General features: G+C 67.4%; 22 protein-coding genes and 1 pseudogene. 17 read left to right on the top strand and 6 right to left on the bottom strand.

Annotated elements, in window-relative coordinates:
* Positions 1-21: 21 nt before the first annotated feature.
* The 6 genes from ASD84_RS04335 to ASD84_RS04310 are packed head-to-tail and all read left to right on the top strand — an operon-like array spanning position 22 to position 7,991.
* On the top strand, positions 22-414 hold the full coding sequence (locus tag ASD84_RS04335; RefSeq protein WP_056706986.1) for a hypothetical protein: 393 nt from the start codon (positions 22-24) through the stop codon (positions 412-414).
* Entirely contained in the window at positions 411-2,711 is a 2,301-nt protein-coding gene (locus tag ASD84_RS04330; protein WP_056706984.1) for a N,N-dimethylformamidase beta subunit family domain-containing protein, read from the top strand. The genes ASD84_RS04335 and ASD84_RS04330 overlap by 4 nt, the downstream gene beginning before the upstream one ends.
* Before the next feature lie 27 nt (positions 2,712-2,738).
* Positions 2,739-4,130 (top strand): NAD-dependent succinate-semialdehyde dehydrogenase, encoded by a 1,392-nt coding sequence (locus ASD84_RS04325; protein ID WP_200954420.1) that lies wholly within the window; start codon positions 2,739-2,741, stop codon positions 4,128-4,130.
* Positions 4,127-5,704 (top strand): biotin carboxylase, encoded by a 1,578-nt coding sequence (locus ASD84_RS04320; RefSeq protein WP_235530968.1) that lies wholly within the window; start codon positions 4,127-4,129, stop codon positions 5,702-5,704. The genes ASD84_RS04325 and ASD84_RS04320 overlap by 4 nt, the downstream gene beginning before the upstream one ends.
* Position 5,705: 1 nt before the next feature.
* Entirely contained in the window at positions 5,706-6,929 is a 1,224-nt protein-coding gene (locus tag ASD84_RS04315; protein WP_268788454.1) for a serine hydrolase domain-containing protein, read from the top strand.
* 30 nt (positions 6,930-6,959) lie between these two features.
* Complete coding sequence (locus ASD84_RS04310) at positions 6,960-7,991, top strand: helix-turn-helix transcriptional regulator (RefSeq protein ID WP_056706982.1); 1,032 nt, start codon at positions 6,960-6,962, stop codon at positions 7,989-7,991.
* A gap of 24 nt (positions 7,992-8,015) precedes the next feature.
* On the opposite strand, the gene ASD84_RS04305 is transcribed toward ASD84_RS04310, so the two are convergent.
* Positions 8,016-9,110 (bottom strand): tyrosine-type recombinase/integrase, encoded by a 1,095-nt coding sequence (locus ASD84_RS04305; protein ID WP_235530965.1) that lies wholly within the window; start codon positions 9,108-9,110, stop codon positions 8,016-8,018.
* A gap of 376 nt (positions 9,111-9,486) precedes the next feature.
* On the opposite strand from ASD84_RS04305, the gene ASD84_RS04300 reads away from it, so the two are divergent.
* Positions 9,487-10,479, top strand: coding sequence for a tyrosine-type recombinase/integrase (locus ASD84_RS04300; RefSeq protein ID WP_056706976.1), 993 nt, complete (start codon positions 9,487-9,489; stop codon positions 10,477-10,479).
* Between the two features lie 25 nt (positions 10,480-10,504).
* Here the strand turns inward: ASD84_RS04300 and ASD84_RS04295 are convergent, their stop codons facing one another.
* The gene (locus ASD84_RS04295) at positions 10,505-10,975 is read right to left on the bottom strand and encodes a hypothetical protein (protein WP_056706974.1); all 471 of its coding nucleotides are present in this window, start codon (positions 10,973-10,975) and stop codon (positions 10,505-10,507) included.
* Complete coding sequence (locus ASD84_RS04290) at positions 10,972-11,514, bottom strand: TetR/AcrR family transcriptional regulator (protein WP_156391562.1); 543 nt, start codon at positions 11,512-11,514, stop codon at positions 10,972-10,974. The genes ASD84_RS04295 and ASD84_RS04290 overlap by 4 nt, the downstream gene beginning before the upstream one ends.
* 93 nt (positions 11,515-11,607) lie before the next feature.
* Here ASD84_RS04290 and ASD84_RS04285 point away from each other — a divergent pair, with 93 nt between their 5' ends.
* The 7 genes and pseudogenes from ASD84_RS04285 to ASD84_RS04255 form a co-directional block, all read left to right on the top strand.
* On the top strand, positions 11,608-12,774 hold the full coding sequence (locus ASD84_RS04285) for a zinc-dependent alcohol dehydrogenase (protein ID WP_056706971.1): 1,167 nt from the start codon (positions 11,608-11,610) through the stop codon (positions 12,772-12,774).
* Positions 12,771-13,250, top strand: coding sequence for a tautomerase family protein (locus ASD84_RS04280; RefSeq protein WP_056706968.1), 480 nt, complete (start codon positions 12,771-12,773; stop codon positions 13,248-13,250). The genes ASD84_RS04285 and ASD84_RS04280 overlap by 4 nt, the downstream gene beginning before the upstream one ends.
* 35 nt (positions 13,251-13,285) lie before the next feature.
* Positions 13,286-13,723, top strand: coding sequence for a tautomerase family protein (locus ASD84_RS04275; RefSeq protein WP_056706965.1), 438 nt, complete (start codon positions 13,286-13,288; stop codon positions 13,721-13,723).
* The gene (locus tag ASD84_RS04270) at positions 13,716-14,273 is read left to right on the top strand and encodes a carboxymuconolactone decarboxylase family protein (protein ID WP_056706963.1); all 558 of its coding nucleotides are present in this window, start codon (positions 13,716-13,718) and stop codon (positions 14,271-14,273) included. Before ASD84_RS04275 ends, ASD84_RS04270 begins: the two co-directional genes overlap by 8 nt.
* A gap of 53 nt (positions 14,274-14,326) precedes the next feature.
* Entirely contained in the window at positions 14,327-14,782 is a 456-nt protein-coding gene (locus tag ASD84_RS25275) for a DUF4383 domain-containing protein (RefSeq protein ID WP_056706961.1), read from the top strand.
* A 329-nt stretch (positions 14,783-15,111) separates the two neighbouring features.
* Positions 15,112-15,585 (top strand): nucleotidyltransferase domain-containing protein, encoded by a 474-nt coding sequence (locus ASD84_RS04260; RefSeq protein ID WP_056706960.1) that lies wholly within the window; start codon positions 15,112-15,114, stop codon positions 15,583-15,585.
* A gap of 33 nt (positions 15,586-15,618) precedes the next feature.
* Positions 15,619-15,882, top strand: a pseudogene (locus ASD84_RS04255) (DUF86 domain-containing protein); the annotation flags it as partial.
* Positions 15,883-16,120: 238 nt separating this feature from the next.
* On the opposite strand, the gene ASD84_RS04250 reads toward ASD84_RS04255, so the two are convergent.
* The 3 genes from ASD84_RS04250 to ASD84_RS04240 all read right to left on the bottom strand — a co-directional run bounded on the left by ASD84_RS04250 (position 16,121) and on the right by ASD84_RS04240 (position 20,024).
* Positions 16,121-17,956, bottom strand: coding sequence for a BCCT family transporter (locus tag ASD84_RS04250; protein WP_082573147.1), 1,836 nt, complete (start codon positions 17,954-17,956; stop codon positions 16,121-16,123).
* A 158-nt stretch (positions 17,957-18,114) separates the two neighbouring features.
* Complete coding sequence (locus ASD84_RS04245) at positions 18,115-19,404, bottom strand: anthranilate synthase component I family protein (protein WP_056706956.1); 1,290 nt, start codon at positions 19,402-19,404, stop codon at positions 18,115-18,117.
* Positions 19,401-20,024, bottom strand: a complete 624-nt coding sequence (locus ASD84_RS04240) for an anthranilate synthase component II (protein WP_056706953.1) — start codon at positions 20,022-20,024, stop codon at positions 19,401-19,403. The genes ASD84_RS04245 and ASD84_RS04240 overlap by 4 nt, the downstream gene beginning before the upstream one ends.
* Positions 20,025-20,194: 170 nt before the next feature.
* On the opposite strand from ASD84_RS04240, the gene ASD84_RS04235 reads away from it, so the two are divergent.
* Genes ASD84_RS04235 through ASD84_RS04225 form a run of 3 tightly spaced genes read left to right on the top strand, consistent with a single transcriptional unit; the run spans position 20,195 to position 25,183 of the window.
* Complete coding sequence (locus ASD84_RS04235; RefSeq protein ID WP_056706951.1) at positions 20,195-22,642, top strand: GcvT family protein; 2,448 nt, start codon at positions 20,195-20,197, stop codon at positions 22,640-22,642.
* Positions 22,643-22,692: 50 nt separating this feature from the next.
* Positions 22,693-24,012 (top strand): aromatic ring-hydroxylating oxygenase subunit alpha, encoded by a 1,320-nt coding sequence (locus ASD84_RS04230; RefSeq protein WP_235530964.1) that lies wholly within the window; start codon positions 22,693-22,695, stop codon positions 24,010-24,012.
* 28 nt (positions 24,013-24,040) lie between these two features.
* Positions 24,041-25,183 (top strand): hybrid-cluster NAD(P)-dependent oxidoreductase, encoded by a 1,143-nt coding sequence (locus ASD84_RS04225; protein WP_082573146.1) that lies wholly within the window; start codon positions 24,041-24,043, stop codon positions 25,181-25,183.
* Positions 25,184-25,217: the final 34 nt, after the last annotated feature.

The following is a 25,217-nucleotide window of genomic DNA, read 5'->3' as shown; positions in this document are numbered from 1 at the left end:
CAACCAGTACAGGAGTGTCCAATGACGCGTACGGCATCCGAAAGAAGCGCGGAGCTGCTCGAGGTCTTCACCCAGCGCAGCTTGGCCCGTCTTCGAGAAGAGTTCACTGAAGAAGTCGTCGCACTCCATGACGCCGACCCCCTGTGGATTCTGGAGGACGGCGCGAACCGAGTACTGCGAATCCTTCGCAGCCAGCCGATCCAGGGCAAACACCTCATCTATGCCACCGGCCCTGACGGGCCTTGGTGCCTTGCCCGGGTCACCCACGGGGCTCCCGGCAACCTCGTCGTGCACCCCGACCCGTACGGCGACTACGAGGACGCGATGAGGGCGGTCTTCCACGAGCGAAAGGCGGAGTACCTCAAGACAGCCGCCGTTCACGAACTGCCACAACGAAAGGGATCGGGATCATGATCGCGCCGACCAGTGCCAACCAGAAGGTGTACGGATACACCGACCGACTGTCTGCGCGGCCGGGTGAGCAGCTCACCCTCCACGTCAGCTGCGAGGAGGCCGAATCATATGCCGCGACCGTGGTCCAGCTCCACCACGGCTTCGACGGCTCCGCCGGTCCCGGCTTCCAGGAGACCGTCCTACCCACAGCAGTCGACGGGACCTACCCCGGGAGCCACTACGAGTGCCGGCCGGGCTCCTTCGTCGAGGTGAGCGACCCGACCGGACTACTGAAGGACCCCGCGGGCTTCGAGGTACGTGCAGCCATCTTTCCGACGCTCCCGCGCGACGATCGCAGCGGAACCCGCGGCGCCTACCGGATCAGCCACAGCTCCGTGGCGTTTCACGGTGAGCACCAGACGGTGCTGGGGACCTGGGATGCCGCGGCGTCGACAGGCTGGGCCCTCACGCTCGACGATGGCCGCCCCATGTTCATCTGGAGCGAAGCGGGACAGTCACGCACGGTTCAGCTGGACACCGCACTGACCGCCCATCACTGGTACGAGCTCGTCATCACGGTCCCGGCCGAAGGCGGGAAGGTTGTCTTGACGTGCACGCCGCTGAAGCACGCTATGGACTTGGTCGCTCCTGCCGCCGCGCGCCTGGAGCCGGAATCGGCAGAGGCGCGGAGCGACGGCGCATGGACGGCATCGGAGATGCCCTTCCGCATCGGGGCCCTGGCCGCCGTCACGGACTCACGGCTGGTCGCAACCTCGGCCTTCAACGGCAAGATCGGCGGCGTCCGGGTTCACCGACGGAACGGAGACAGCCTTGAGACCGTCGCACGCTGGCACTTCGGCCGTAGCGAGCGGCCGGACGGGCTGCTGCTGTCTGCCGTCGTCGACGAGTCGCCGAACGGTCTGAACGGTCGCTGTGTGAATGGCCCGGTTCGCGGTGTCACCGGTCCCGCGTTCGAGGGCCGCGTCGAGGACTTCCGGGTGGCACCGGACGAGTACGACGCCATCCACTTCCATGACGACGACATTGCCGACGCGGACTGGCCAGTGGCTCTCACGTTCGACGTGCCCGAAGACCTTGCCAGCGGGGTGTACGCCTTCCGGCTCACTGCGGAGGGTAGGGACCACCACGTGCCGTTCTTCGTCGGGCCGGGGCAGCGTGCGCGCGACGTCGCCGTGCTGTTCCCCACCGGCAGCTACCTCGCCTATGCGAACGACCGGATCGCGTTCGAGGCCGACAGCATGGAGATGTTGCTGGGCCACACACCCATCGTCCACTCCGAGGACCTGGACCTCCAGGACCATCCCGAGTTCGGCCGCTCCTGCTACGAGATCCACAACGACGGTTCGGGCGTCATCTTCAGCACCGCTCGCCGACCCCTCATCACCATGCAGCCTCGATACCGGGCGTCGTTCATGAGCGAGGGGCCGTGGGGTCTGCCCGCGGACCTGTGCATCACGCATTGGCTCGAAGAGGTCGACTGCGAGTTCGACGCGATCACCGACGAGACCCTGGACCTCGAGGGCTACGACCTCATCTCTCGCTATCGCGTCATCATCACGGGCAGTCACCCGGAGTACATGACCCGCGGCGAGCTCGATGCGCTTGCGCAGTTCACAGCCGCGGGTGGTCGGCTGATGTATCTCGGCGGCAACGGGTTCTACGCCACGACGTCGTTTGACCCGGAGAACCGACACATCGTCGAGGTACGGCGCGCCGACGGCGGCACCCGACCCCACCAGTCACCCTTCGCGGAGCAGCGCCACACCACCTCGGGCGAGTCCGCCGGTCTGTGGCGCAACAAGGGCAAGGCGCCGGAGCGCCTCGTCGGCGTCGGCATGTCCGCTCAAGGCTTTGACCGCTGCACCTACTACCAGCGGCTCGAGGACAGCTTCGACGCGCGCGCCAGCTTCATCTTCGAGGGCATCGGAGCCGAGGAGCGCCTCGGAGACTTCGGCATCATCGGCGGAGGCGCGGCGGGTTCCGAGATCGACTTCTACAACCCGAGCCTCGGGACACCCCCGGACACCCTGGTGGTGGCCACCTCCGGGCCCCTGTCCGACACCTACCTCCTGGTTGCCGAGGAGCTCTACGAGCAGCTCCCCGGGCTGGGAGGAACAGAGCAGCCGTCGGTGAGGTCGGACGTCGTCTACGGGGCACTGGACGGCGGCGGTGGCTTCTTCTCAGTCGGTTCGATCGCGTGGACGGGATCGCTTTCCCACAACGGCTACGAGAACAACATCGCCCGACTCACGACGAACGTGTTGCGGCGCTTCCGAGACACCGAGCCGCTGAAGTAGCCACGGCGTACAGGAAGAGAGAACAGCATGGAGGACTACGCACTCATCGACGACTACGCCGTCATCGACCCGGCCACGGGGGAGAGGTTGGCGACCTTCCCTCAGGCATCGCAGGCTGACATCGACATGGCGCTTGGCAATGCCGCCTCAGCGTGCGAATCATGGGGTCGCACATCGAGCGCTGCGGAGCGCGCCGCGTTGATCCGGCGAGTGGCCGAGCTCCACGGAGAGCGACGCGAGCATCTGGCCGCCGCCATCGGCCGAGAGATGGGCAAGCCCCTCGAGGAGGCACTCGGCGAGGTTGACTTCTGCCGCGAGATCTATGAGTTCTACGCCGACAACGCGGTGCGGCTCCTAGGCGACGAACAGGTTCCGCTGAGTCAGGGGGGCGGCACGGCGGTGATCCGCCGCAGCCCGTTAGGGGCGCTGCTCGGCATCATGCCGTGGAACCTCCCCTACTACCAGGTGGCCCGCTTCGCGGCCCCCAACCTGGCCATCGGTAACACCATCGTGCTCAAGCATGCGCCCCAGTGTCCGGAGTCGGCCGCGGCCCTGCACGAGATCTTCGCTGAGGCAGGGTTTCCCGTCGGGGCATACGTCGCAGTCAACGCGACGGTCAACCAGGTGGCGGAGATGATCGCCGACCCACGCATCTCTGGGGTGTCCCTGACCGGGTCCGAGCGGGCAGGAGCGGCGGTCGCCGAGATCGCCGGCCGGAACCTGAAGAAAGTGGTCCTGGAACTGGGTGGGTCCGATCCGTTCGTGCTACTCAGCACCGAAGACCTCGACGCCGTTGTTGAGGCCGCGGTGGCAGCACGTCTGGAAAACGTCGGTCAGGTCTGCAACGCCCCGAAGCGGTTCATCGTGGCCGACGATCTCTACGAGGCGTTCCTCGACCGATTCACGACCTCGATGCTCGCGGGCGCGGACGGCATCGCGCCGATGTCCTCGGTCCGTGCCGCCGAAGGCCTCGAGGGCCAGGTGAACCGGGCCGTGGACCAAGGCGCGGTTCTGCACACCAACGGGGAGCGCGACGGTGCCTTCTTCCCGCCGGGAGTGCTCACTGGGGTCACACCCGACCAGGATGTGTTCTCCCAGGAGCTCTTCGGGCCGGTTGCCATGGTCTTCAGTGTGTCCTCAGAGGCAGAGGCCGTCGAGCTCGCCAACGACACGCCTTACGGCTTGGGCTCCTACCTGTACACCACTGACCCCCAACAGGCGGAGCGGGTGGCGAACCAGATTGACGCCGGCATGGTGTTCGTCAACGGCGTGATGCTCGACGCGCCGGAGATTCCGTTCGGAGGCGTGAAGCGCTCGGGGTTTGGGCGCGAGCTGGGGTACTTCGGCATGGACGAGTTCGTGAACAAGAAGCTCATCCGCACCTACTCACCGTTGGTTGACGACAGGGGACGTTCGTGACCACTCCGCCCGCAGGGCTCGACCCGATGGCGACCGTGGCGACTGATGCCGCGTTCGGACCGGCGAGTATCTCGCCGCCAGGCGTTGCGCCAGGGACGCTGCGCAACATGTCCGAGGTAAGGCACTTCTTCCGAACCAACGACACGCCGATCTACTTCGTGGGCGCGACCCCGTTCAACCTGCTGGGACTCGACCGCTGGGTGCGCAACTTCACCTATGTCGCCTACTACGACGCGTGGGACGGCGCCCATCCACGGGTGTTCACGCCGGCCCACCGTCCGCACGTTGACTTCGAGAGCGGGGAGCACATCAACAACTGGCTGCTCGAGAACTCAGAGGTGCGCGCGTTCATCGGAAGCCGGACCAGGCCGGGGACTCGGCCCAAGATCGCGATGGTCTTCTTCGACGAAGAGACCGAGCGCATCTGTGAGGAACTTGGCTACGACCTGATCCTGCCAAAGGCGCAGTTGCGAGAGCACCTGGACTCCAAGATTGTTACGACCCGACTGGGCGACGAGGTGGGCGTGCCCAGCGTGCCCAACGTGGTGACCACGGTCGAGGACTTCGACGGTCTCACTGCTGCGGCTGAGGAGGCGGGTCTGGGGTTGGACCTGGTCGTGCAGACTGCCTACGGCGACTCAGGCAAGACCACGTTCTTCATCAGCTCGGCGGCCGACTGGGACCAGCACAGCACCGAGATCGTGGGCCAACAGGTCAAGGTGATGAAGCGCATCAACAACCGCCCGGTCGCGGTCGAGGCGGTGCTGACCCGATGCGGGACTGTGGTGGGTCCCTTCATGTCCGAGCTGACGGGGCACCCAGAGCTCACGCCCTATCGAGGCGGCTGGTGCGGCAACGAGATGTTCCCCGAGGTGCTGACCGGCGACCTGCGGGCGCGCGCTGCTGCATTGGTGCGCAGGCTGGGGGACCGGCTCGGCGTCGAGGGCTACCGCGGGTTCTTCGAGGTCGATGTTCTCGTCGACGTCGACACCGACGAGGTCTACCTCGGTGAGCTCAACCCCCGCATCAGTGGCGCCTCGTCGATCACCAACGTCACCGCCGGTGCCTACGCCGATGTGCCGTTGTTTCTTTTCCACCTTCTCGAGTACCTGCCGGTCGAGCTCGACTTGGACCTGGACGACATTAACCAGCGCTGGCAGGAACTCGCCGCGGTGGACCTCTGGTCCCAGATGATCATCAAGGAGACGTCGCCGGGAGTCGAGCGGATCGACACAGCGGCCCGCACTGGGACCTACTGCCTCGACGCCAGCGGATCGTTGGTCTTCCAACGAGCAGCCCTCGACTGGCACCAACTCCAGAATGAGTCCGAGGCATTCTTCCTCCGGATCTATGGAGCGGGCGACTATCGCTGGAAGGGTGCCGACATCGGCGTGCTGGTGACCAAGGGGCGCCTCCAGACCGGAACGCCCGGGAAGCCGGCGACGTTGACGATCCGGGCCAAACACCTCATCCATTCGCTGCGTGCCCTCTACGCCGGAACGCCCGTGACGCCACCACCGGCGGTGGTCCCGACCTGGGACGTGGGTGGCTCCACGACCAGCCCTGGGCGCTGACGTGGCGCTGGGCCAACAGTCGAGCCGTCCGCACGGTGCCGTCAACCTTGACAACTGGCAGACAGCCCCCCAGCTGCAGTGGTCGTTCCAACACATCGAGGATCTGTTCCCGACGGCGGTCATCTCGCGCGGCACGGGCCCGGTGGCCGAGCTGCCTTCTCGGTTCGAGAGCGTGGGTGAGCTCTCAGTCCCACAGTTCGATGGGACCGTCCTGACGGTCGCTGAGACCATGGCGGCGACCGAGACTGACGGGTGGATGGTCTCTCGACACGGACGGGTGGTGGCCGAGGAGTACCACTCCGGCATGGACGCCGGCACGAGGCACTTGCTCATGTCGGTCAGCAAGTCGCTGGTCGGAGTCGTGGCGGGTGGGCTCGCGGCGGAGGGCGCACTCGACCTCGATCGGCCCCTCACCACATACGTCCCAGCACTGGGGGCCAGCGGCTACGCCGGCGCGGTCGTCCGTCATCTGCTCGACATGCGCTCTGGCATCCACTTCTCCGAGGACTACCTCGATCCCCGGGCCGAGGTTCGCGTCCTGGAGCAGGCGATCGGCTGGGCTCCGCGGCAGCATCCGCAGGTCCCGCGCACCATGTACGACTACCTGTTGACGCTCGAGCAGAAAGCCCCGCACGGCGGCCCCTTCGAGTACCGCAGCAGCGAGACCGACGTACTCGGATGGGTGTGCGAGGCCGCTGGGGGGATACGGATGCCCGAGCTCATGTCACGGACCCTGTGGTCGGCGCTGGGCGCGGAGAACGACGCAAGAATCGCCGTCGACTCCGTCGGGTCCGGGATGTACGACGGGGGCATCTGCGCCACGCTGCGTGATCTCGCCCGGTTCGGCACCATGCTGGCCCAAGACGGCGCGTCGCTCTCCGGCCAGCAGGTGGTCCCTGGCTCCTGGATCGCAGACACCTTCCGTGGCGATCCCGACTCACGTGACGCCTTCGCGGCAAGTCCTACCGAGACGTTGATGCCGGGTGGGATGTATCGCAACCAGTTCTGGCTGCCTTACCCCGACCGCGACGTACTCCTGTGCCTCGGCATTCACGGACAGATGCTCTACGTCAACGTGGCGACCGGCGTCGTCGCGGTCAAGCTGTCCAGCTGGCCCGAGCCACAACACGCCTGGAAGCTCTTCGCGACCTTGCGAGCGTTCGACGCCGTGTCGAGCCACCTGGCCCAGGTTTCGGATGGGGATGCGGCGATCGCGGTAAGGTGAACGCCCGCACGGAGCCGAGAAGGGCTCTTCATGGCTGATCAGATCCCCGCACCAGACGCCGGTGAGACATTCACGCTCGCTGAGGCGCAAGTGCTGGTCGACTGCGCCTACGTGGCCGGGTCGGGTCGTGCCAACGAGGCTGTGAGCGAGATCTTCGCGCAACTCCAGCGCGTCGTTCATCAGGACGCCGCGGCACTTCTGGCTTGGGACCCAATAGCGGGCGAGCATGTCGTGCTCGGCAGCGCGACCTACGAGCCGGTCACCCTGACTGGCCTGGGCGAGCCATACGCCAAGACCGACCCTTACCAGCGAATGCTGACGACCCAACGCCCCCTGCGGATCAGCGACCTGCCCTACGACTACCGCAAGACCAAGCTCTACCAAGAGGTGCTGCGCCCTGCGGGCTTCGGCGACGGCATGTCAACGTGCCTCTTCGCCGCGGACGGCACCTATGCCGGCATGTTGCACCTGTCCGCTGAGTCTCCCACCGCCTTCGCTACCAGGCATGTCCACATGATCGGGGCGCTCACCGCAAGCCTGGGACAGCTCTGCAGCCTCCGACGCCTGAGAACCGCCCTTCTCCCAAGTGATGAAGGGTCACGAGCGAGCCTCGTCGACCACACGGGGAGGCCCCGACTCATCGACGAGTACGAACCGACGACCTGTGTCGAAGATCCCGACTTCGGCACGTTCGCTGAGCGTCTCTTGGGAACCCACTCACCCGTGCTCTATGGAGTCTGGCCCGTCCGAGGGAGCTGGGTCTCCGTCAGGATCGAGCGCGTGCAGGACCCCCTCTTCGAACACTCAGCCGCACTCCTCGTCATCGAGTCGCCCTGGCAGGCGTCCTACGGGCTCTCTGCCCGCGAGCTCGACGTCCTCAACGGGCTCGCACAGGGTGCATCGAACCAGCGCATAGCCTCCGAGCGCGCCATCTCCGTTCGGACGGTCACCACACACGTCGAACGGATCCTGGTCAAACTCGGACAGGAGTCGCGCGCGGGCGCTGCCGCAAAGGCAGCACGAGAAGGGCTGTTGCGGCTCGACCTGGTAGCAACCAAGTAAGCAGCCACCCGAAGCGGTCGGGTGCTACTGGCGATTCTGGATGCGTGTGAGTGCGTCGAGGTTGCGTTGGTCGGTGTCAGGCAGGGTGTGCAGGTACTTCTGGGTGGTCTGGATCTGGGAGTGGCCCATGCGTTCCATGACGGACTTGAGGTCGGCGCCGCCGGCGAGTAGCCAGGAGGCGTGGGCGTGGCGTAGGTCGTGGACTCGGACGGGGAAGTCGATTCCGGAGGCTTTGACGGCGGGGAGCCAGATCCTTGTGCGGAAGGTGTTCCTTGAGATCGGGGTACCTGCCCGGGTGGGGAAGAGCAGGTCGTCGTGCCCGATGGCGTTGGCCCGGATGTGTTCGGCGATGGCGTTGAGCCAGGCTTGTCGCACACCGAAGGTGCGGGGTTCGTTGTCCTTGGGGTAGGGCTTGGCGAGGTAGCGCTGGCCGGTGGGGGAGTGCTTCTTGGAGACTTCCACGATGGTCTCCTCCACGGCCAGGGTGCGGCGCAGAAAGTCGATGTGTCTGGGTTTGAGCGCGACGAGCTCGCCCCACCGCAGGCCGGCCTCGATGAGGGTCTCGATCATCAGCCGGTGCTGGGCAGGGAGTGCGGCCAGCAAGCGGACGTACTCGTCGGGTGTGAGGGTGCGGGCCTTGGTGGCGATCACTTTGGGTAGCTCGGTGTGGTCGCACGGGTTGTAGACCAGGACCCGATCTCTGACCGCGCGGAGAAAGACCGAGGACAAGAAGACGTGGTACTTGCGGATCGATCGCGGTGAGAGCCCGTCGGCCTTGGCCCGGGTGACCCAGTCCTGGACCATCGTGGGGGAGATCTTGTTCAGGCGCTGGTGTCCGAAGAACGGGTAGAAGTGCTTGTTGAGGTAGGAGATGTACGCAGCTCGGGTGGATGCTTCGACGTGCTTGTTGGGCAGCCATTCCTTCTCGACGTAGTCACGAAACGTGATCTCGCCCTTGGCGTTGTCGTGCCATGCCCCTGCGAAGACCTTCTGCTCCTCACGGTTCGCCGCGCGGAGGGCGTCGCGGCGGGTGCTGAACGACCCGGCGGAGCGGGTGGCTCCGTCGGGGTCGCGGTAGGCGCCCAAGAATCTTGTGCCGCGTGCTCCGTGTCGTGTCATGACCCATGCCATGTGGAACCTCCCGAGACGAACCTGGAAACTGCTTGTACGCCAGTTGTACGCAAACCCGGCCCGGATGAGTCTGGACGATTCCGGACGCCCGTGGGAGCGAAACTGGCCTCTGACCTGCGACTTTACCAAACGCGTACGCTTGGCGACACCGCGGGAATGGGCGGGAGGTGGATCTCATAACCCAGAGGTCGCAGGTTCAAATCCTGCCCCCGCTACCAAATCAGGCCCGGGATTCAGTGCGAATCCCGGGCCTGAAAGCATTTGAGTATTGATCCCTCCACCACAAACCCTCCTTTCGGGAGGTGAATCGCGTCCCCGGCCGCCGTTCGCCCGCGTCTGGGGGAGCCGGCGCCGAGATTGGCGGATGACGACTCCACCCACCGCCCCCGCCGAACCACCCCTGCCGAGCTACCGCACAGGGCTCACATCCGCCGACGCCGAGCGCATCGCCACCGCCGTCGAGGCGGAGCTCGCCGCATCGACCCGCGAGACCTACGCCGTCGCCTGGCGGCAATGGGAGCGCTGGTGCTCCGGGAGGGGCATCCCGCCGCTGCCGGCACCGCCCGCCGCGATCGCCGCGTTCCTGGCCGAACGCGCCGAAGCCGGCGTCCACTTCAGCACGCTCGACTGCTACTGCTCCGGCATCGCCTATCGCCACCGCCAGGAAGGCCTGTCGGACCCCACCGCCGACTTCCTCGTCCGACGGGTCCGCCGAGGACTCCGCCGGATCCTCGGGGTTGCGCCGATCCGCCAGGCTCACCCGCTGACTGTCGCCGAGCTGGGCCAGATCGTTGCGTCCATGGCCACCGATGACGCCAAGGACATCCGCGACCGCGCCATCCTGCTCCTCGGATACGCCTCCGCGATGAGGCCGGGCGAGATCTCGGCGCTCAATGTCGAGGACCTCCAGCGCAAGCCGACCGGCGTCCTGATCACCATCCGCCGCTCCAAGACCGATCCGGACGCACAAGGTCAGCTGGTCGGCGTCGCTCGAGGGGACAACCGGCTCACCGACCCGATCCGGGCCCTCGATGAATGGCTCAAGGTCCGCCCGCCGGGACCGGGTGCGCTCTTTACGCGCGTCCTTTACCGAAAGCACCCCACCAGTGAGCGGATCGGCCCGCGCGCGATCAGCAGAACCGTGCAGGAGCGAGCCAACGCGGCCGGCTTCGATGACATGCCCGTCTCGGGCCACTCACTCCGCGCCGGACACGCCACCACTGCCGCCGTGAACGGCGCCCCGATCGACCGGATCGCCGCGCAGACCCGTCACCGCGACCTCGGCACCCTGCTCAACCACTACATCCGGCCCGCCGAGGCGATGGCGACCACCACCAGCCGCGACCTCGGGCTCTGACGGCACACCAGCCGGCGATCCGGCGTTACTTCGCAGCGGCCTTGGCGAGCGCGAAGTGGCACAGGTAGCGCAGTCGTTCGCCGTCTCGGTAGTGAGAGGTGGCCAGGTAGAGGCCTTCGTCGATCGCGACGAGCTCGTCGTGGAACCGGCGGATGTAGCCAGGGTTGTTCGCGTTGTCGTGGTCGAGGAACACCACGTCCCGGTCGCTGAACAACGACTTCGCGACGCGGGCGGTGAACCGGAAGCGCTTGACCTCCAGCGGCCCGACACCCAGCCGGTTGAAGCCCGTGACGGTGCCGTGGTCGTCCGGCTCGAAGAGCTTGCCTCGCCACGGGCGGAGGTCGCGGACGAGCGGCCGGCCGAGGCTGCCATTGAGGACGGCGCCATCGATGCTGCCGCTCAGTTCATCCAGGCTGGGGACGGATCCTCCTGCGTGGAGGGCGCGAAGATCCTGCCCGCGAAGGGTGGCCAGGCGGGAGCGGGGCGAGGTGCTCATGCGGGGGGCGTCAGCATCGGAACGATCCGGGCGCGCACAGTGTCGATCGGGTCGGTCGATCGCTTGACTCGGGACATGGTGATCGCTCCTTCGAGGGCGCTGATGCAGAGCATCGCGAGGTCGGCGGCCGCCTCGGGGCCGTGCCCGGCTCGAGTGAGAACTTCGGTCAAGCCGGTGTGCCAGTCGTCAACGATCGAGCTGATCACTGGACCGAGCACCGGGTCGCCGTAGGCCTCCTGGGCGGCGGCGCCCACGGGGCAGCCGGCCGCGAACTCCGTCGTGGCGAGCTGGTGCCTGTAGTAGTCGCAGATCCCCGCGAACACCTCATCGGGACCGGTGCCCTGGCTCGCTGCTTCGCGCAGGATCGTGGTGACGAGGTTGCCCGCCCAACCCAGCGCGTCGGTGAGCAGCTCGGCCCGACCGCCGGGGAAGTGGAAGCCAACCGAGCCACGCGGTCCCCGGCTGTGGCGCAGGACCTCCGCGACTGAGGTGCCCGCGACGCCCTTCTCCCGCAGCAGCAGCGCGGCGCTTGTGATCATGCGCTGCCGTGTGTCGGTCTTCACACCCACTTGACTGGCCTCCTCAACCTCGACATATGCTCTGCGACATAGCATAGCAAAGGAGCATGTGAAATGCGTGAACTGACCTTCGTTCGCACAGGCCACCTCGAGTGGCGCGAGCGGCCCGACCCCGCGCTCAGCGAGCCGACCGACGCACTGGTCCGTCCGTTCGTCGCCAGCCGCTGCGACGGTGACTGCCTTCCGCTCCACCGGTCGGTGTCCCGCCCGATGCAAGCGGGGTTGAAGCTCGGCCTCATCGACCCCGTGGTCGCCTCGATCGTCGGCCACGTGCCCTTCCAGGGACCGTTCGCGATCGGCCACGAATGCGTGGCGCAGGTCATCGCGGTCGGGGCCGGGGTCACCGGGCTCGCCGTCGGTGATGTCGTCGTCGTGCCGTGGGCAGTCTCCTGCGGCACCTGTGAAGCATGCCAGCTCGGCTTGACCGCGAAGTGCTCCACAATGAGCGCCGCCAGCCCCGGCCGGGAGCTGGCGGCCTTCGGGTTCGGTCCCGCATCGGGTGCCTGGGGCGGCATGGTCGCCGACGCGTTGCGCATCCCGTTCGCCGACCACATGCTCGTCAAGGTCCCCGAGGGGGTCGACCCGCTGCGTGTCGCCGCTGCCAGCGACAATCTCGCCGATGCCTGGCGCTCCGTCGTACCGCCGCTGCGTCAACGCCCCGGCGGCCGGGTCCTGGTGATCGGTGGGGGAGGGCAGAGCATCGGCCTGTACGCCGCCGGCCTCGCGGTCGCGCATGGTGCGTCTGTCGTCGACTACCTCGATGACAGGGACTCCAGGCTCGAGATCGCGGAGTCCTTCGGCGCGCGCGTGCACCGCGTCGACAAGGCCCGACGCAAGTCCGTGCTTCCCGCACTGCCTGGTCGATATGACGTCGCCGTCGAGGCCTCCTCGCATCCTCAGGGTCTGCGGGACGCTCTGCGGGCCCTGCGGCCCGGGGGGATCTGCACCGGCACCGGCTACTACCTCAGCCCAGGAACCAAGCTGCCGGTGATGGACATGTACGCCACCAGCGCGACCCTGCAGGTCGGTGTCTCCCACGTGCGCCCGGTCCTCCCTGAGCTGCTCGACTTCATCGCCACCACCGGGTTCGAAGCCGAGCGGGTCACCAGCCTGGTCGCGGACTGGGACGACGCCCCCGAGGCCTACCAAGCCCACACCACCAAGCTCGTCCTCCACCGCCCGCCCCTCAGCCCCATCCCGCAACCAGAGAGAGACTCATGACCGTCATCACCGTGAACGCTCCTGCAGGCCGGCTCACCACCGATCAGCGTCGTACCCTCGCGCAGACCCTCACCGACGCCGTCCTCGTGCCGGAAGTCGGCCAGTTCGAGCCGGCCGCGAGGGTCGGCTTCCAGGTCCACTTCCGCGACTACCAGCCCGACCAGATCGCCCTCGGTGGCCTGCTCGTCACTGACTTCCCCGAGACGCCGGACGTGATGGTGATCGACCTGGCCGTGATGGACGCCGACTGGAGCCAGGAGGTCCGCGAGGCCGTGATCACCCGCCTCCTGCGCGCCATGGCCGACGCGTGCGACCTGCCCGACCCGCAGCCGGCCTGGTGGGTCACCTTCCGAGTCATCGATGAAGGCAGCTGGGGTGCCAGCGGCGGAGTCCTGTCGGTCCTCAGCCTCCTCGACAGCGGCGTGTTCACACCCGAACGTGCCGACGCCATCCGACACGCCCTCGCCATCAGCTGACCCGGCCATTCGTATCCCACGAAAGGAACACCTTCATGCCTCAGATCCAGCTCACCGTCCCCACCGGCGCCCTCACCCAGGAGGGCGCATCCACGATCCAGGCGCAGTTGGCCGGAACATTGCTGAAATGGGAGGGCGCCCCGAACACGGCCTTCTTCCGCGCGCAAGCCTGGGCCTTCCTCCACGAGCTCCCCACCGGTGCCCAGATCACCGCGGAGGATGACGAGCCGCGCTTCCGTGTCGACGTGACCGTCCCCGCCGGCGCCCTGAACGACGAACGCCGTGCCGGCCTCGTCCGCGAGGTGACCGCTCAGGTCCTGGCCGCCGCGGGACTGACCGCCGACCAGGCACTGCGGGTCTGGGTCTTGATCCACGAGCAGGCCGACGGCACGTGGGGCGCGGGCGGACAGATCTTCCGGTACGCCGACCTGGTCGCCCTCGCCGCTGCTCCCGCGGGAGACCGCCATGAATGACTTCACGTTGCCGGAACTGCCGGCGGAGTCGCACGCGATTCTGAAGCAGGTCGTCCCGCCGCCGTACCGTCCGCCGCTGCTCTACCTCGCCATGGCCGCCAACCCGGCCGTGCTCCGCTCCTACGCCGAAGGACCGCTGCTCAGCCTGCACGGCCTCATGCACACCGGCCAACTCGACCCCATGGACCGCGAGCTCGCCATCCTTCGGGTCACCGGCCGCTGTCGCGCCGAGCACGAATGGGGCGTCCACGTGGCCTACTTCGGCAAGACCTCGGGGCTCACCGACAGTCAGGTCGACGCCACCGTCACCGACGCCGAGCCAGCGCCCACCTGGACCGATCGGCAGCGCGCGATCATCGCCATCGCCGACGCCATTGTCGACCGCCGCCCGCTCGACGATCACGAAGCGACCTTGATCGACTCCACGCTGACCGACGCCGAACGAATCGAGTTCCTCGCACTCTCCTCGGCCTACCTCGGCATCGCCGCACTGTGCCAGGTCCTCGAGATCCCCGCCGAACCTGGTGCGCCGACCTTGCCGCTCGCATGAGAAGCGTCTCGACCAGGAGGGACAAGCCCGTGCTCGAACGCATCCGTAGCCGAATGACCAGCTACGTCTGGGCCCTGACGGACTCGCCGGTTCAGTTCGGAGTGTTCGTCCTCGCGCTCTGGTTCACCAGCAACGGTCCGGCGGCTTACTTGACCTGCACGTCGATGGCGTTCGACCCCATGAACGCCTGCACCACCGAGGTCGCTGGGTTCATCCCCGTCACCGTCAACCTGTGCCACACAGTGTGTCACTTCGTCACCGGCCTCATCGGTCTCATCGCCGTCCTCCGCCCTACCTGGGCGGCGGCCTATGCCTCCCTGGGTTTCGTGTACTACGTGACCTGGGGGTTCGCCGGCCTCTACGGCGGCGAGCAACTCAGGCACCACCTGGGCGTGGATGCGTTCGGCAGTTGGGTCCACGTCGTCGAGGGCCTGCTTCTCCTCGGCGTCTGGATCATCCACCGCAGGGTCGCCCCAACGGGCTCTGGAGTTATGCTCCGGCAGACTTGATCGCCCTCCGGTTACCCTCCGGAATCACCCGGCGTCAGCGAGCAACGATCGGTTACAGTCGGAACTGTTCGAGACAACGAACACCGCTCCAACACAAGCGATTCGGCTATTTCCCGCAACGTTCGGTAGCGATCGGCATGGCCTCGAATTTGCCCAGAGGTCGCAGGTTCAAATCCTGCCCCCGCTACAAATCTTCAGGCCCGGAATCCTCGGATTCCGGGCCTGAAGGCATTTGAGACCTGATCCGGTGTCCCATTGCCGTCAGCGTCGACTTCGCCAACTACGACGACGCAGCGTGGTCGGCCATCGACGAGTGATAAGGTTGCCTTATGGATCTGCTGCCCGAATACTGGGGCGCGCGGCATGAAGAGGACGTCGCCCGGCTTCGGCGTGTCCTCGCCCTTCGGGCGATGGTGGCAACGGGCATGAGCCAGCGAGAGATCGCTGCGGCACTAGGGATCAGTCAGCCTGCCGTGAGTCAGCAGTTGAGGGCAGCTTCAGATCTGTCGAGTGTCCACCCCGAGCGACTCGTCGACGCGGCCGCGCCAGTGCTTCGGCGCCTCGCCGAAGTCGAGGGGTTTGGGAGGCTTGCGGTCTTCGGCTCGGTGGCACGCCGGGAGGCAGTGCAGGACTCCGACATCGACTTGCTGGTCGAGGCACCGGAGGGGACCTCGTCGTTCGGATTCATCAAGTTCAAGCAACTACTCGAGCGGGTGGTTGGTCGACAGATTGACCTGGTCGACTACGGCGGCCTGAAGCCGAGGCTGGATGACGACATCCGTCGAGAAGCGGTCCTGCTCTGATGGAGCTCAAGTCCGCCAAGGGACTACCTCGCCGACGACCTGCTCCAAGAGGCAGGGGACTCGCTGATGATGAAGCTAGGTGAAGCTGCCAACCGCTTGTCTCGGCTCGACGTCCTGGCGCCTGATGGCGTCGAGTGGGCACTCGCCGTCGCGAACCGCAACTTCATCATCCATCAGTACGACGAGATCAACCGCGAGCTCACCTGGCTGACGCTCTCGAGAGATCTGCCGACGTGGAAGGCGTCGCTCCGAGGTCTGGTTGACCAGGCAGAGCTCACGCTCGGCGACGCAGTCTGAGACAGCCACGGGCAAGGACTGAGATTCGAGCCGCGTTGCGTTCAGGCACCGAAAACCGCAGCAGGAGTCGCCACGTCGGGTCACATGCCGACAAGAAGTACGGGCCTTGCGTCACCGCTGTGCCCAGCATCCGGGCTGGTCGGCGCATGAATGCTCACATGCCAGCAAGCGCCCGGACACATCGCTTCCGCGAGGCAAAGATCCCCAGGCAGCCCGGCTGCCTGGGGATCTCGCGTCGTCAGGGCTTCGTCACGCCAGCAGTCGGTGTCTCGACGGCGTGGACCACGCCGTTCGATGACGGCTTGCCGTTCTGTGACAGGGCGGTCTCGGCGGCGAGCGCCGCGTCGGCGATCACCTCCGACTCGACCGTCGGGTCCTTGCTGACCCGGATCACGAAGTTGTCGCCGTGCGAGGAGACGCCGTGGACGACGGCCTGCTCCATGGCCTTGGACGCAACCTTGGCCCGCACGATCATCGGGTCGTTGCGCAGGTCCTTCACCAGGGACACGCACAGCGCGATCATCACCAGGACGAAAGGTAGCGCCGCGATGATGGTGATGGTCTGGAGGCCGCTCAGCGCGTCCGCCCCACCGACCAGGAGCATGACGGCGGCCACGGCACCAGTCGCGACGCCCCAGAAGATCACGGTCGGCCTGCTCGGCGAGATCGTGCCCCGCTCGGACAGGGTGCCCATCACGATCGAGGCGGCATCAGCGCCGGACACGAAGAAGATCGCGACCAGGATCATGACGACGACGCTCGCGATGGTGCTGAGCGGGAAGGCGTCCAGGGTGGTGAACAGCTGCGTCTCGACGCCACCGGCGCCGGCGATGTCGGTGCCCTTCTGCTGCAGGTCGATCGCTGCGCCGCCGAAGATGGCGAACCAGACCATGCTGACCAGGCTCGGCACCAGCAGGACGCCGGTGACGAACTGGCGGATGGTGCGACCGCGCGAGATGCGAGCGATGAACATGCCCACGAACGGCGTCCAGGAGAGCCACCAGGCCCAGTAGAAGACGGTCCATCCCGCCAGCCATGCGGCGGTGTCCGGACCTTCAGCCGAGGTGCGCGACGACATCATCGCCACGCTCTGGAAGTAGGTGCCGATCTGCGTCGGGATCAGGTTGAGGATGAAGACGGTCGGGCCGACCACGAACACGAAGAGCGCGAGGCCGACGGCGAGCACCATGTTGATGTTGGAGAGCCACTGGATCCCCTTCGAGACGCCCGAGACCGCGGACAGGACGAAGGCCGCCGTGAGGACCGCGATGATGGCGACGAGGAGCGCGTTCCCGGTCTTGCCGATGCCGCCGACGATCTCGAAGCCGCTGCGGATCTGGAGTGCGCCGAGGCCCAGTGATGCAGCGGACCCGAACAGGGTCGCGAAGATCGCGAGCATGTCGATGACCTTGCCGCCGGGGCCGCTCGCGTGCCGGCCGAGCAGCGGTGCGAACGCCGAGCTGATCAGGAAGCTGCGGCCCTTGCGGAACACGCCGTACGCAATCGCGAGGCCGACCACCGCGTAGATCGCCCACGGGTGCACTGTCCAGTGGAACAGCGTGGTCGCCATCGCGTTCTGGATGGCCTCCGGGTTGCCGGCTTCACCGGTGCCCGGGGGAGGGGTCACGAAGTGGCTGATCGGCTCGCTGACGCCGTAGAACATCAGGCCGATGCCCATGCCCGCGCTGAACATCATTGCGATCCAGGAGACGGTGCGGAACTCGGGCGCCTCGTCGTCGCGGCCCAGGGGGATGTTCCCGAACTTGCCGAGGGCGAGCCAGAGCACGAAGCCGACGAAGGTCGATGACGTGGTCACGAACAACCAGCCCGTGTTGGTCATGATCCACGACAGTGAGTCGCCGGAGAGCCTGGCCATGGACTCGGTGCTCACGAAGCCCCAGACCAGGAAGCCGACGGCGATCGCGGCGGTCACGCCGAAGACCACCTTGTCGAGGCCGCCCTGGTGGGCTTCGATGCCCTCGCCGAGGCACTGGTCCAGTGCCGGGTGCGAGCCTGCCGCGCTTGCCGGAGACCCGTCGTCGGGTGCTGGTGGGAGTGTCGGTTTCTCTGCCATTTGCGTCGAGGCACCGTTGTCGGTGCCTCCTCCATTTCGCAGCTTGAACATGGATTCGGGGCCTCTCGAGTTGTTCCTGGTTGACCCCCGCCCGGACAGGACGATGAAAGCACGCTGTTCTGTGATGTGCAACACTTTGCACAGAGAGCAACAAGGATTTAACAGGGAAGGTCGGTGGCCTGCAGCGCCGCGATCAGGCGGGCGGCCTTCCAGTTGGCTTCGGCGTACTCCTCGCCCGGTTCCGAGTCCACGGTGATCCCGCCGCCCGTCCCGAGGGTCCAGGTGCCGTCGCCGGTCGTCGTGAGGCTCCGGATCACCACGGCCAGGTCGGCGGGCCCGGACGGATCGATCCAGCCGAAGGCTCCCGCGTACACGCCACGCGCACTGGTCTCTGCCTCCTCGATCACCTCCATCGTCCGGCGTTTGGGTGCCCCGGTCATCGAGCCGGGTGGAAACAGGGCTCGCAGGGCAGCCACGGAGCTGACGTCGTCGCGCAGCTCGCCCCTTACGGCGGACACCAGCTGATGGACCGACGGGTAGGACTCCACGTGCATCAACTCCGGTACCTCGACGGTACCCCTCTTGCTGACCGAGCCGATGTCGTTGCGGAGCAGGTCGACGATCATCAGGTTCTCGGCCCGGAACTTCGGGTCCTCGGCGAGGCGCCGCCGGGACTCCGCGTCCAGTGCGGGCGTGGCGCCACGTGGTGTCGTGCCCTTGATGGGCCGGGTCTCGATCATCCGGTCGGCGCCGATCGTCGCGTACCGCTCGGGTGAGGAGCTCAGCAGCCACTGGCCCCGGTGCTGCAGGAATCCTGCGTACGGCGCCGGGTTGACCTGCCGCAGCCGGAGGTAGGCGGCGATGGGCGCGATGGTCGCCGCCACCTGGAGGCGATGGGTGAGGTTCGCCTCGTAGGTGTTGCCGGCGTGGAGGTGCTGGCTCACGGTCTCGAAGGCCGCGAGGTACTCGGCCGGCGGCGGGGGAGACTTCGGGGGCGCTGCTGCTCGCCCTGCGCTGTCCTGGTCGCTGGCGTCGTCGTGCACGACCACGTGGGTGTGGCGGGCCCGCATCCACACGGCGTCCGGCATCGCGCTGCCGGTGGTGTCGGTGCTGGCAGGCAGGTCGGGCCGGCTCGCGTAGCCGAAGTAGCCCACCCACAGGACGTCGTCGGGATCGTCGGCGATCTCCGACTCGAGCACCTCGAAGATGTCGTCGCCCACGATCGTGGACGTGCCCGAGACATGGCGCGTCACCTCGCGTCGGGAGGCGCAGTACGACAGCGACGGGTCGTCCTCGGTCAGCCAGCCCATGACGGTGCGCCGGCCCGACCAGCTCCGGGAGGCGTTGCCGTCCAGCCAGAAGCAGCGGTCGTGCTCGGCCGCGATCGCGGGGAAGAGCTCGGCGGGGCCGGGGTCGGTCGGTGTCCGCGTGGAGGTCGTGCTCGTCACCGTGCACCCCCGGGCCCGATCGAGAGGAAGTTCCTCATCAGCTGTTCGCCGAAGCTGCTCAGGACGGACTCCGGGTGGAACTGGACGCCGTGGAGCTGGCGGTCGCGGTGGCTGATGCCCATGGTGACGACGGTCCCGTCCGGGTCGACGCAGGTAGCGGTCGCGCGCAGGTCCGCTCCGAGCTCCGTGACCGCCAGCGAGTGGTAGCGCACCGCCGGGAACGAGGGCGGCAGGCCGGCGAAAATGCCGGTCGCATCGTGGTCGATGGCACTGACCCGGCCGTGCGCAGGTCGGTTGCGCTCGACGCGTCCACCCCAGGTGGTGGCCAGGCCCTGCATGCCGAGGCAGATGCCGAGCACGGGCACGCGGGCGGCCCGGAGGATGTCGCGGCCGATGCCGAAGTCTGCACGTGCCGCGGGGTGACCGGGTCCTGCTGACAGCACGATGTGGTCGAAGGCCAGGGCGTGGTCGACCGTCCCGGTGCGGTGGTGGACCACCTCGGGGAGCTGCCCGGTCACGAGGGCGATGAGGTGCGCCAGGTTCCAGGTGTACGAGTCGTCGTGGTCCACGAGGACCACCCGTGGAGGTGCCGCTGGCCGCTGTGCGTGGAGCTGGTTCATCGCCCGTGCCCTTCTGGATCGGCGGCGGCGCCGGCATCGGCGGCCTCTCTGAGCGGCCCCGGGAACTTCCCCGGGATTCGTCCTGCGACCCCTCTTGACGTCGTCTACATCACACGGCATTGTTCCTTCTAACGCAATGCAATGCAAGATACGCAACAGGAGGCCAGCTCGTGGTCGGACGTCGAACCATCATCATCGGAGCCGGAGTCGTGGGAGCGGCGCTCGCCGACGAGCTCTCGGCGTTGGGGTGGAGCGACATCGTCGTGGTCGACCAGGGCGATCTCCCCGCCACCGGTGGCTCGACGTCGCACGCCCCCGGCCTGGTGTTCCAGGCCAGCGGGTCGAAGGTCCTCACCGAGCTCGCCACCTACACCGTGGAGAAGTTCGTCTCGCTCGAGCACGAAGGTCAGTCCTGCTTCCTGCAGGTCGGCGGGCTCGAGGTCGCGACCACGCCCGAGCGCCTCGCCGAGCTGCACCGCCGGCTCGGGTGGCTGACCTCCTGGGGCGTCGAGGCCGAGATCGTCGACGCCGACCGCTGCGTGGAGCTGCACCCGCTCGTCGACCGTGACCTGGTCCTCGGTGGACTGTGGTGCCCGACCGACGGCCTGGCCAAGGCGCTGTGGGCCGTCGAGGCGCAGATCGAGCGCGCGAAGAGCCGTGGCGTGAAGTTCCTCGCCCGCCACGAGGTCACCGACATCCGCGTCGAGGACGACCGGGTGGTCGGGGTCGTGACCGACCACGGTGAGCTCCCGGCCGACGTGGTCGTCTCCTGTGCCGGCATCTGGGGTCCCAAGGTCGCGGCACTGGTCGGTCTCGACCTGCCGCTCACCCCGCTGGCGCACCAGCTGGCCTGGACCACCCCGATCCCGGAGGTCGCGGGCCAGACCGAGGAAGCCGTCCGCCCGATCCTGCGCCACCAGGAGCACGGCCTCTACTACCGCGACAACTTCGACGGCCTGAGCATCGGCTACTACCACCACGAGCCGATGCCGATCGAGGCCACCGCGATCCGCTCGATCGACGAGGCCGTTCAGGTCGGCAAGATGCCGTCCGTCCTCGACTTCACCCCGGAGGACTTCGAGCCCGCCTGGGCCGAGACGCAGGTGCTGCTGCCCGCCACGACGGACACGAAGATCGAGGAGGGCATCAACGGCCTCTTCTCCTTCACCACCGACGGCATGCCGCTGCTCGGCGAGTCCCGCAAGGTGGCCGGCTTCTGGGTGGCCGAGGCCGTGTGGGTCACCCACTCCGCAGGAGTCGGCCGCGCGGTGGCCGAGTGGCTGGCCAACGGCCACTGCGAGAGCTTCGACATCCACGAGTGCGACGTCAACCGCTTCGAGGACTACCAGGTCGTGCCGGACTACGTCCTCGAGCGCGACTGCCAGAACTTCCGCGAGGTCTACGACATCCTGCACCCGCTGCAGCCGATGGACTCACCGCGCAACGTGCGCCTCTCGCCGTTCTTCGCTCGCGAGACCGAGCTCGACGCGTTCTTCCTGCCGGCCAACGGCTGGGAGCGCCCGCACTGGTACGGCGCCAACGCCGGCCTGCTCGAGCGCTACGAGGTGCCCACCCCCAACGACTGGGCCGCGAAGTACTGGGACCCGATCGTCGGCGCCGAGGCGAAGGCGACCCGCGAGGGCGTCGCGATGTACGACATGACCGCGCTCAAGCGGATCAACGTCACCGGACCCGGAGTGGTCGAGTTCCTCCAGAAGCTCTGCACCAACGACATCGACAAGACGGTCGGCGCGGTCGTCTACACGCTCCTCCTCGACGTCGACGGCGGTATCCGCAGCGACATCACCGTCGCCCGGCTGGGCAGGCACCACTACCAGGTCGGCGCCAACGGGGCCCTCGACATCGACTGGTTCGAGCGCCACCTCCCGGAGGACGGCACCGTCCAGGTCACCGACATCACGCCCGGTACGTGCTGCATCGGCCTGTGGGGCCCGAAGGCCCGCGAGGTGCTGGCCGCGATCGCCGACGCCGACATGAGCAACGACGGACTGAAGTACTTCCGCGCCAAGTCGCTCAACATCGGCAACGTTCCGGTGACCGCCTGGCGGCTGTCGTACGTCGGCGAGCTGGGCTGGGAGATCTACACGACTGCCGACCTCGGCCAGCGCCTGTGGGACACCCTCTGGGAGGCCGGCCAGGAGCACGGCATCATCGCCGCCGGCCGTGGCGCCTTCAACAGCCTTCGCCTGGAGAAGGGCTACCGCTCCTTCGGTGGCGACATGACCAACGAGCACGACCCGTACGAGGCCGGGCTCGGCTTCGCGGTCAAGCTCGACAAGGGCGACTTCATCGGCCGCGACGCGCTGGTCCAGCGCAAGGAGCACCAGACGAAGACCCTCGCCTGCCTCACCATCGACAGCACCGTCGACGTCGTGCTCGGCAAGGAGCCGGTGTTCGCCGGCGGCCAGCCGGTCGGCTACGTCACCAGCGCGGCGTACGGCTACACGATCGAGAAGGGCATCGCCTACGCGTGGCTGCCCCTCGAGGTCGCCGAGGTCGGCACCGAGGTCGAGATCGGCTACTTCGACAAGCGGATTCCGGCCGTCGTCACGGCGGAGCCGCTGTTCGACCCGACGATGACCCGCCTCCGCGGCTGACCGCCCACGTCCCTCTTCCAACCCCTTTCTTCTTCATCCGGAGGTTCCCTGTGAGTTTCAAGACCGGCCCTGCGGCCAACGTCGCCGAGATCGCTGCCATGGTCGAGCGCCGTGAGGTGGGCTACAGCCTGGAGGCGCCCTTCTACGCGAGCCAGGAGGTCTACGACCTCGACATGGCGGCGATCTTCGGCCAGCACTGGCTCTTCGTCACCACCGAGGCCGAGATCCCCGAGCCGGGAGACTACGTCACCGTCGAGATCGGTGCCCAGTCGCTGATCGTCGTGCGCGACGACGACGAGGGCGTCCGCGCGCTGCGCAACGTGTGCCGGCACCGGGGCTCACGCCTGCTCGAGGACCCGTGTGGCTCGGTCGGCAACCTGGTGTGCCCCTACCACCAGTGGACCTACCGCACCGACGGCAGCCTGATCTTCGCCGAGGGCCAGTCACCCAGCTTCGACAAGCAACAGTTCGGCCTCAAGCAGGTCCACGTGCGCACCGTCGCCGGCCTGGTCTTCATCTGCCTGGCCGACGAGCCGCCGGCAGACTTCGACGAGGTGGCTGCCGTGATCGAGCCGTACCTGGCGTCGTACCGCCTCAAGGACGCGAAGGTCGCGCACCAGACCGACCTCGTCGAGGAGGGCAACTGGAAGCTCGTCATGGAGAACAACCGTGAGTGCCACCACTGCGACGCGTCGCACCCGGAGCTGATCACCTCGTACTTCCCGTTCCTCCGCTACTCCGAGGACGACGTCACGCCGCGGATGCAGCCGATCTACGAGCGCTACCTCGCCGCCACTGCGAACCTCGACAGCGTCTGCAAGACCAACGGGGTCCCGCGGGAGCTCGTCCACGAGCTCGACACGCGCCCGACCGGCTTCATGATCATGCGGCTCCCGCTGGACGGCGACGGGGCGTCCTTCGGCCCCGACGGTGCCCAGGTGTGCCGCAAGCTCATCGGCGACGTCACCACCCCGAAGTTCGGCGACCTGTCCCTCCACATGCAGCCCAACTCCTGGTTCCACCTGCTCGGCGACCACGCGATCGTGTTCAGCGTCCTGCCGCTCGGTCCGGACCGGTCCCTGGTCCGCACGACCTGGCTCGTGCACCCGGATGCCGTCGAGGGCGAGGACTACACGATCGAGGGACTGACCGGCGTCTGGAAGGCCACCAACGACCAGGACCGCATCCTGGTCGAGAAGGCCCAGCGCGGTGTCACGGACCCGGCCTACGTGCCCGGTCCCTACGCCCTCGTCGAGGACGACGTCGAGTCCTTCATCAACTGGTACGTCGGCCGGCTCCACGACTACCTCACGCCGCACCGCGAGAACGCCGAGAGGCTCGGCCACCTCAACGCGGTCGCGAACCAGTAGTCACCACGGATCTCCGGAGGAGCAAGAAATGTCGTCCACCCAGGCACCCCAGCGCCTCGTGCCGTCCCTGCAGTCGCCTGCCTGCTGGTCGGAGGAGGACCAGGCCGTGCTGGTGTGCACCGCGGTCAGCGACGTCACCCACGACGTCAAGAACTTCGTGTTCGAGCCCGAGGGCGACCAGCTCTTCGACTTCGACGCGGGGCAGTTCCTGACCCTGATGCTCGACATCGACGGCTACCCGGTGAACCGGTGCTACACCGTCTCGTCGCCGCCGACCCGCCCCCACCGCATCGCCATCACGGTCAAGCGGGTCGTGGGCGGCGCGGTGTCGAACTGGATCCACGACAACATCGTGCCCGGCAGCAAGGTCACCGCGCTGGCCCCGCTCGGTGCCTTCACGCTCGCGAAGCAGCCGGCGGAGAGGTACGTTTTCCTCTCCGCGGGCAGCGGCATCACCCCGCTGATGTCGATGCTCCGAACCATGTACGACCTCGGTTCGCACGCCGACGTGGTCTTCCTCCACAGCGCCCGGACGCCGAGCGACATCGTCTTCCGCCACGAGCTCGCGGCCATCGAGACGCTGATGCCCAACCTCCGGGTCGTGCACGTCTGTGAGAACGACTATCCCTCGGAGCGCTGGGGCGGCATGCGCGGTCGCCTCTCGCCCACCATGCTGCAGACGATCGTCCCCGACCTGCACGAGCGGGTCACCTTCAACTGCGGTCCGGTGCCCTACATGGAGGCGGTACGCCGCATCCTGGGCGAGCTCGACTACGACCTCGGCAACTACCACGAGGAGAGCTTCACCTTCGACGACCCGGCCCAGCCCGGCGCGACGCCGCCGCCCGAGGGAGTCGAGTACGACGAGATCGCCGTCTCGCCGCCGCCCGCGAGCGATGACGGCGTGGCGACGTACTCCGTCGAATTCACCAAGAGCGGCAAGACGGTCACCTGCCGCGCCGACCAGTTCGTCCTGGACGCGGCACTGGCAGCGGGCGTACGCCTCGCGTCGTCCTGCAGCCAGGGCATGTGCGGCACCTGCAAGCTCCCCAAGCTCTCCGGCGAGGTGGAGATGAACCACAACGGCGGCATCCGCCCCCGCGAGATCACCGCCGGGAAGATCCTCGCCTGCTGCTCGAAGCCGCTCAGCGATCTCGCCCTCGAAGCCTGACCGCGCCCGCAGTCCCTTCCCCCGAAGCCCCCAC

Source organism: Nocardioides sp. Root682, assembly GCF_001427795.1.
Lineage (GTDB): Bacteria > Actinomycetota > Actinomycetes > Propionibacteriales > Nocardioidaceae > Nocardioides.
This window is presented reverse-complemented; position numbering and strand designations above follow the sequence as displayed.

Bases quoted from the DNA above. Each gene is read 5' to 3' on its own strand.
- ASD84_RS04305 (WP_235530965.1), bottom strand. From the start codon at position 9,110: ATGACACGACACGGAGCACGCGGCACAAGATTCTTGGGCGCCTACCGC.
- ASD84_RS04270 (WP_056706963.1), top strand. From the start codon at position 13,716: ATGAATGACTTCACGTTGCCGGAACTGCCGGCGGAGTCGCACGCGATT.
- ASD84_RS04335 (WP_056706986.1), top strand. From the start codon at position 22: ATGACGCGTACGGCATCCGAAAGAAGCGCGGAGCTGCTCGAGGTCTTC.
- ASD84_RS04330 (WP_056706984.1), top strand. From the start codon at position 411: ATGATCGCGCCGACCAGTGCCAACCAGAAGGTGTACGGATACACCGAC.
- ASD84_RS04240 (WP_056706953.1), bottom strand. From the start codon at position 20,024: ATGAACCAGCTCCACGCACAGCGGCCAGCGGCACCTCCACGGGTGGTC.
- ASD84_RS04325 (WP_200954420.1), top strand. From the start codon at position 2,739: ATGGAGGACTACGCACTCATCGACGACTACGCCGTCATCGACCCGGCC.
- ASD84_RS04285 (WP_056706971.1), top strand. From the start codon at position 11,608: ATGCGTGAACTGACCTTCGTTCGCACAGGCCACCTCGAGTGGCGCGAG.
- ASD84_RS04260 (WP_056706960.1), top strand. From the start codon at position 15,112: ATGGATCTGCTGCCCGAATACTGGGGCGCGCGGCATGAAGAGGACGTC.
- ASD84_RS04280 (WP_056706968.1), top strand. From the start codon at position 12,771: ATGACCGTCATCACCGTGAACGCTCCTGCAGGCCGGCTCACCACCGAT.
- ASD84_RS04275 (WP_056706965.1), top strand. From the start codon at position 13,286: ATGCCTCAGATCCAGCTCACCGTCCCCACCGGCGCCCTCACCCAGGAG.
- ASD84_RS04295 (WP_056706974.1), bottom strand. From the start codon at position 10,975: ATGAGCACCTCGCCCCGCTCCCGCCTGGCCACCCTTCGCGGGCAGGAT.
- ASD84_RS04310 (WP_056706982.1), top strand. From the start codon at position 6,960: ATGGCTGATCAGATCCCCGCACCAGACGCCGGTGAGACATTCACGCTC.
- ASD84_RS25275 (WP_056706961.1), top strand. From the start codon at position 14,327: ATGACCAGCTACGTCTGGGCCCTGACGGACTCGCCGGTTCAGTTCGGA.
- ASD84_RS04250 (WP_082573147.1), bottom strand. From the start codon at position 17,956: ATGGCAGAGAAACCGACACTCCCACCAGCACCCGACGACGGGTCTCCG.
- ASD84_RS04225 (WP_082573146.1), top strand. From the start codon at position 24,041: ATGTCGTCCACCCAGGCACCCCAGCGCCTCGTGCCGTCCCTGCAGTCG.
- ASD84_RS04300 (WP_056706976.1), top strand. From the start codon at position 9,487: ATGACGACTCCACCCACCGCCCCCGCCGAACCACCCCTGCCGAGCTAC.
- ASD84_RS04290 (WP_156391562.1), bottom strand. From the start codon at position 11,514: ATGATCACAAGCGCCGCGCTGCTGCTGCGGGAGAAGGGCGTCGCGGGC.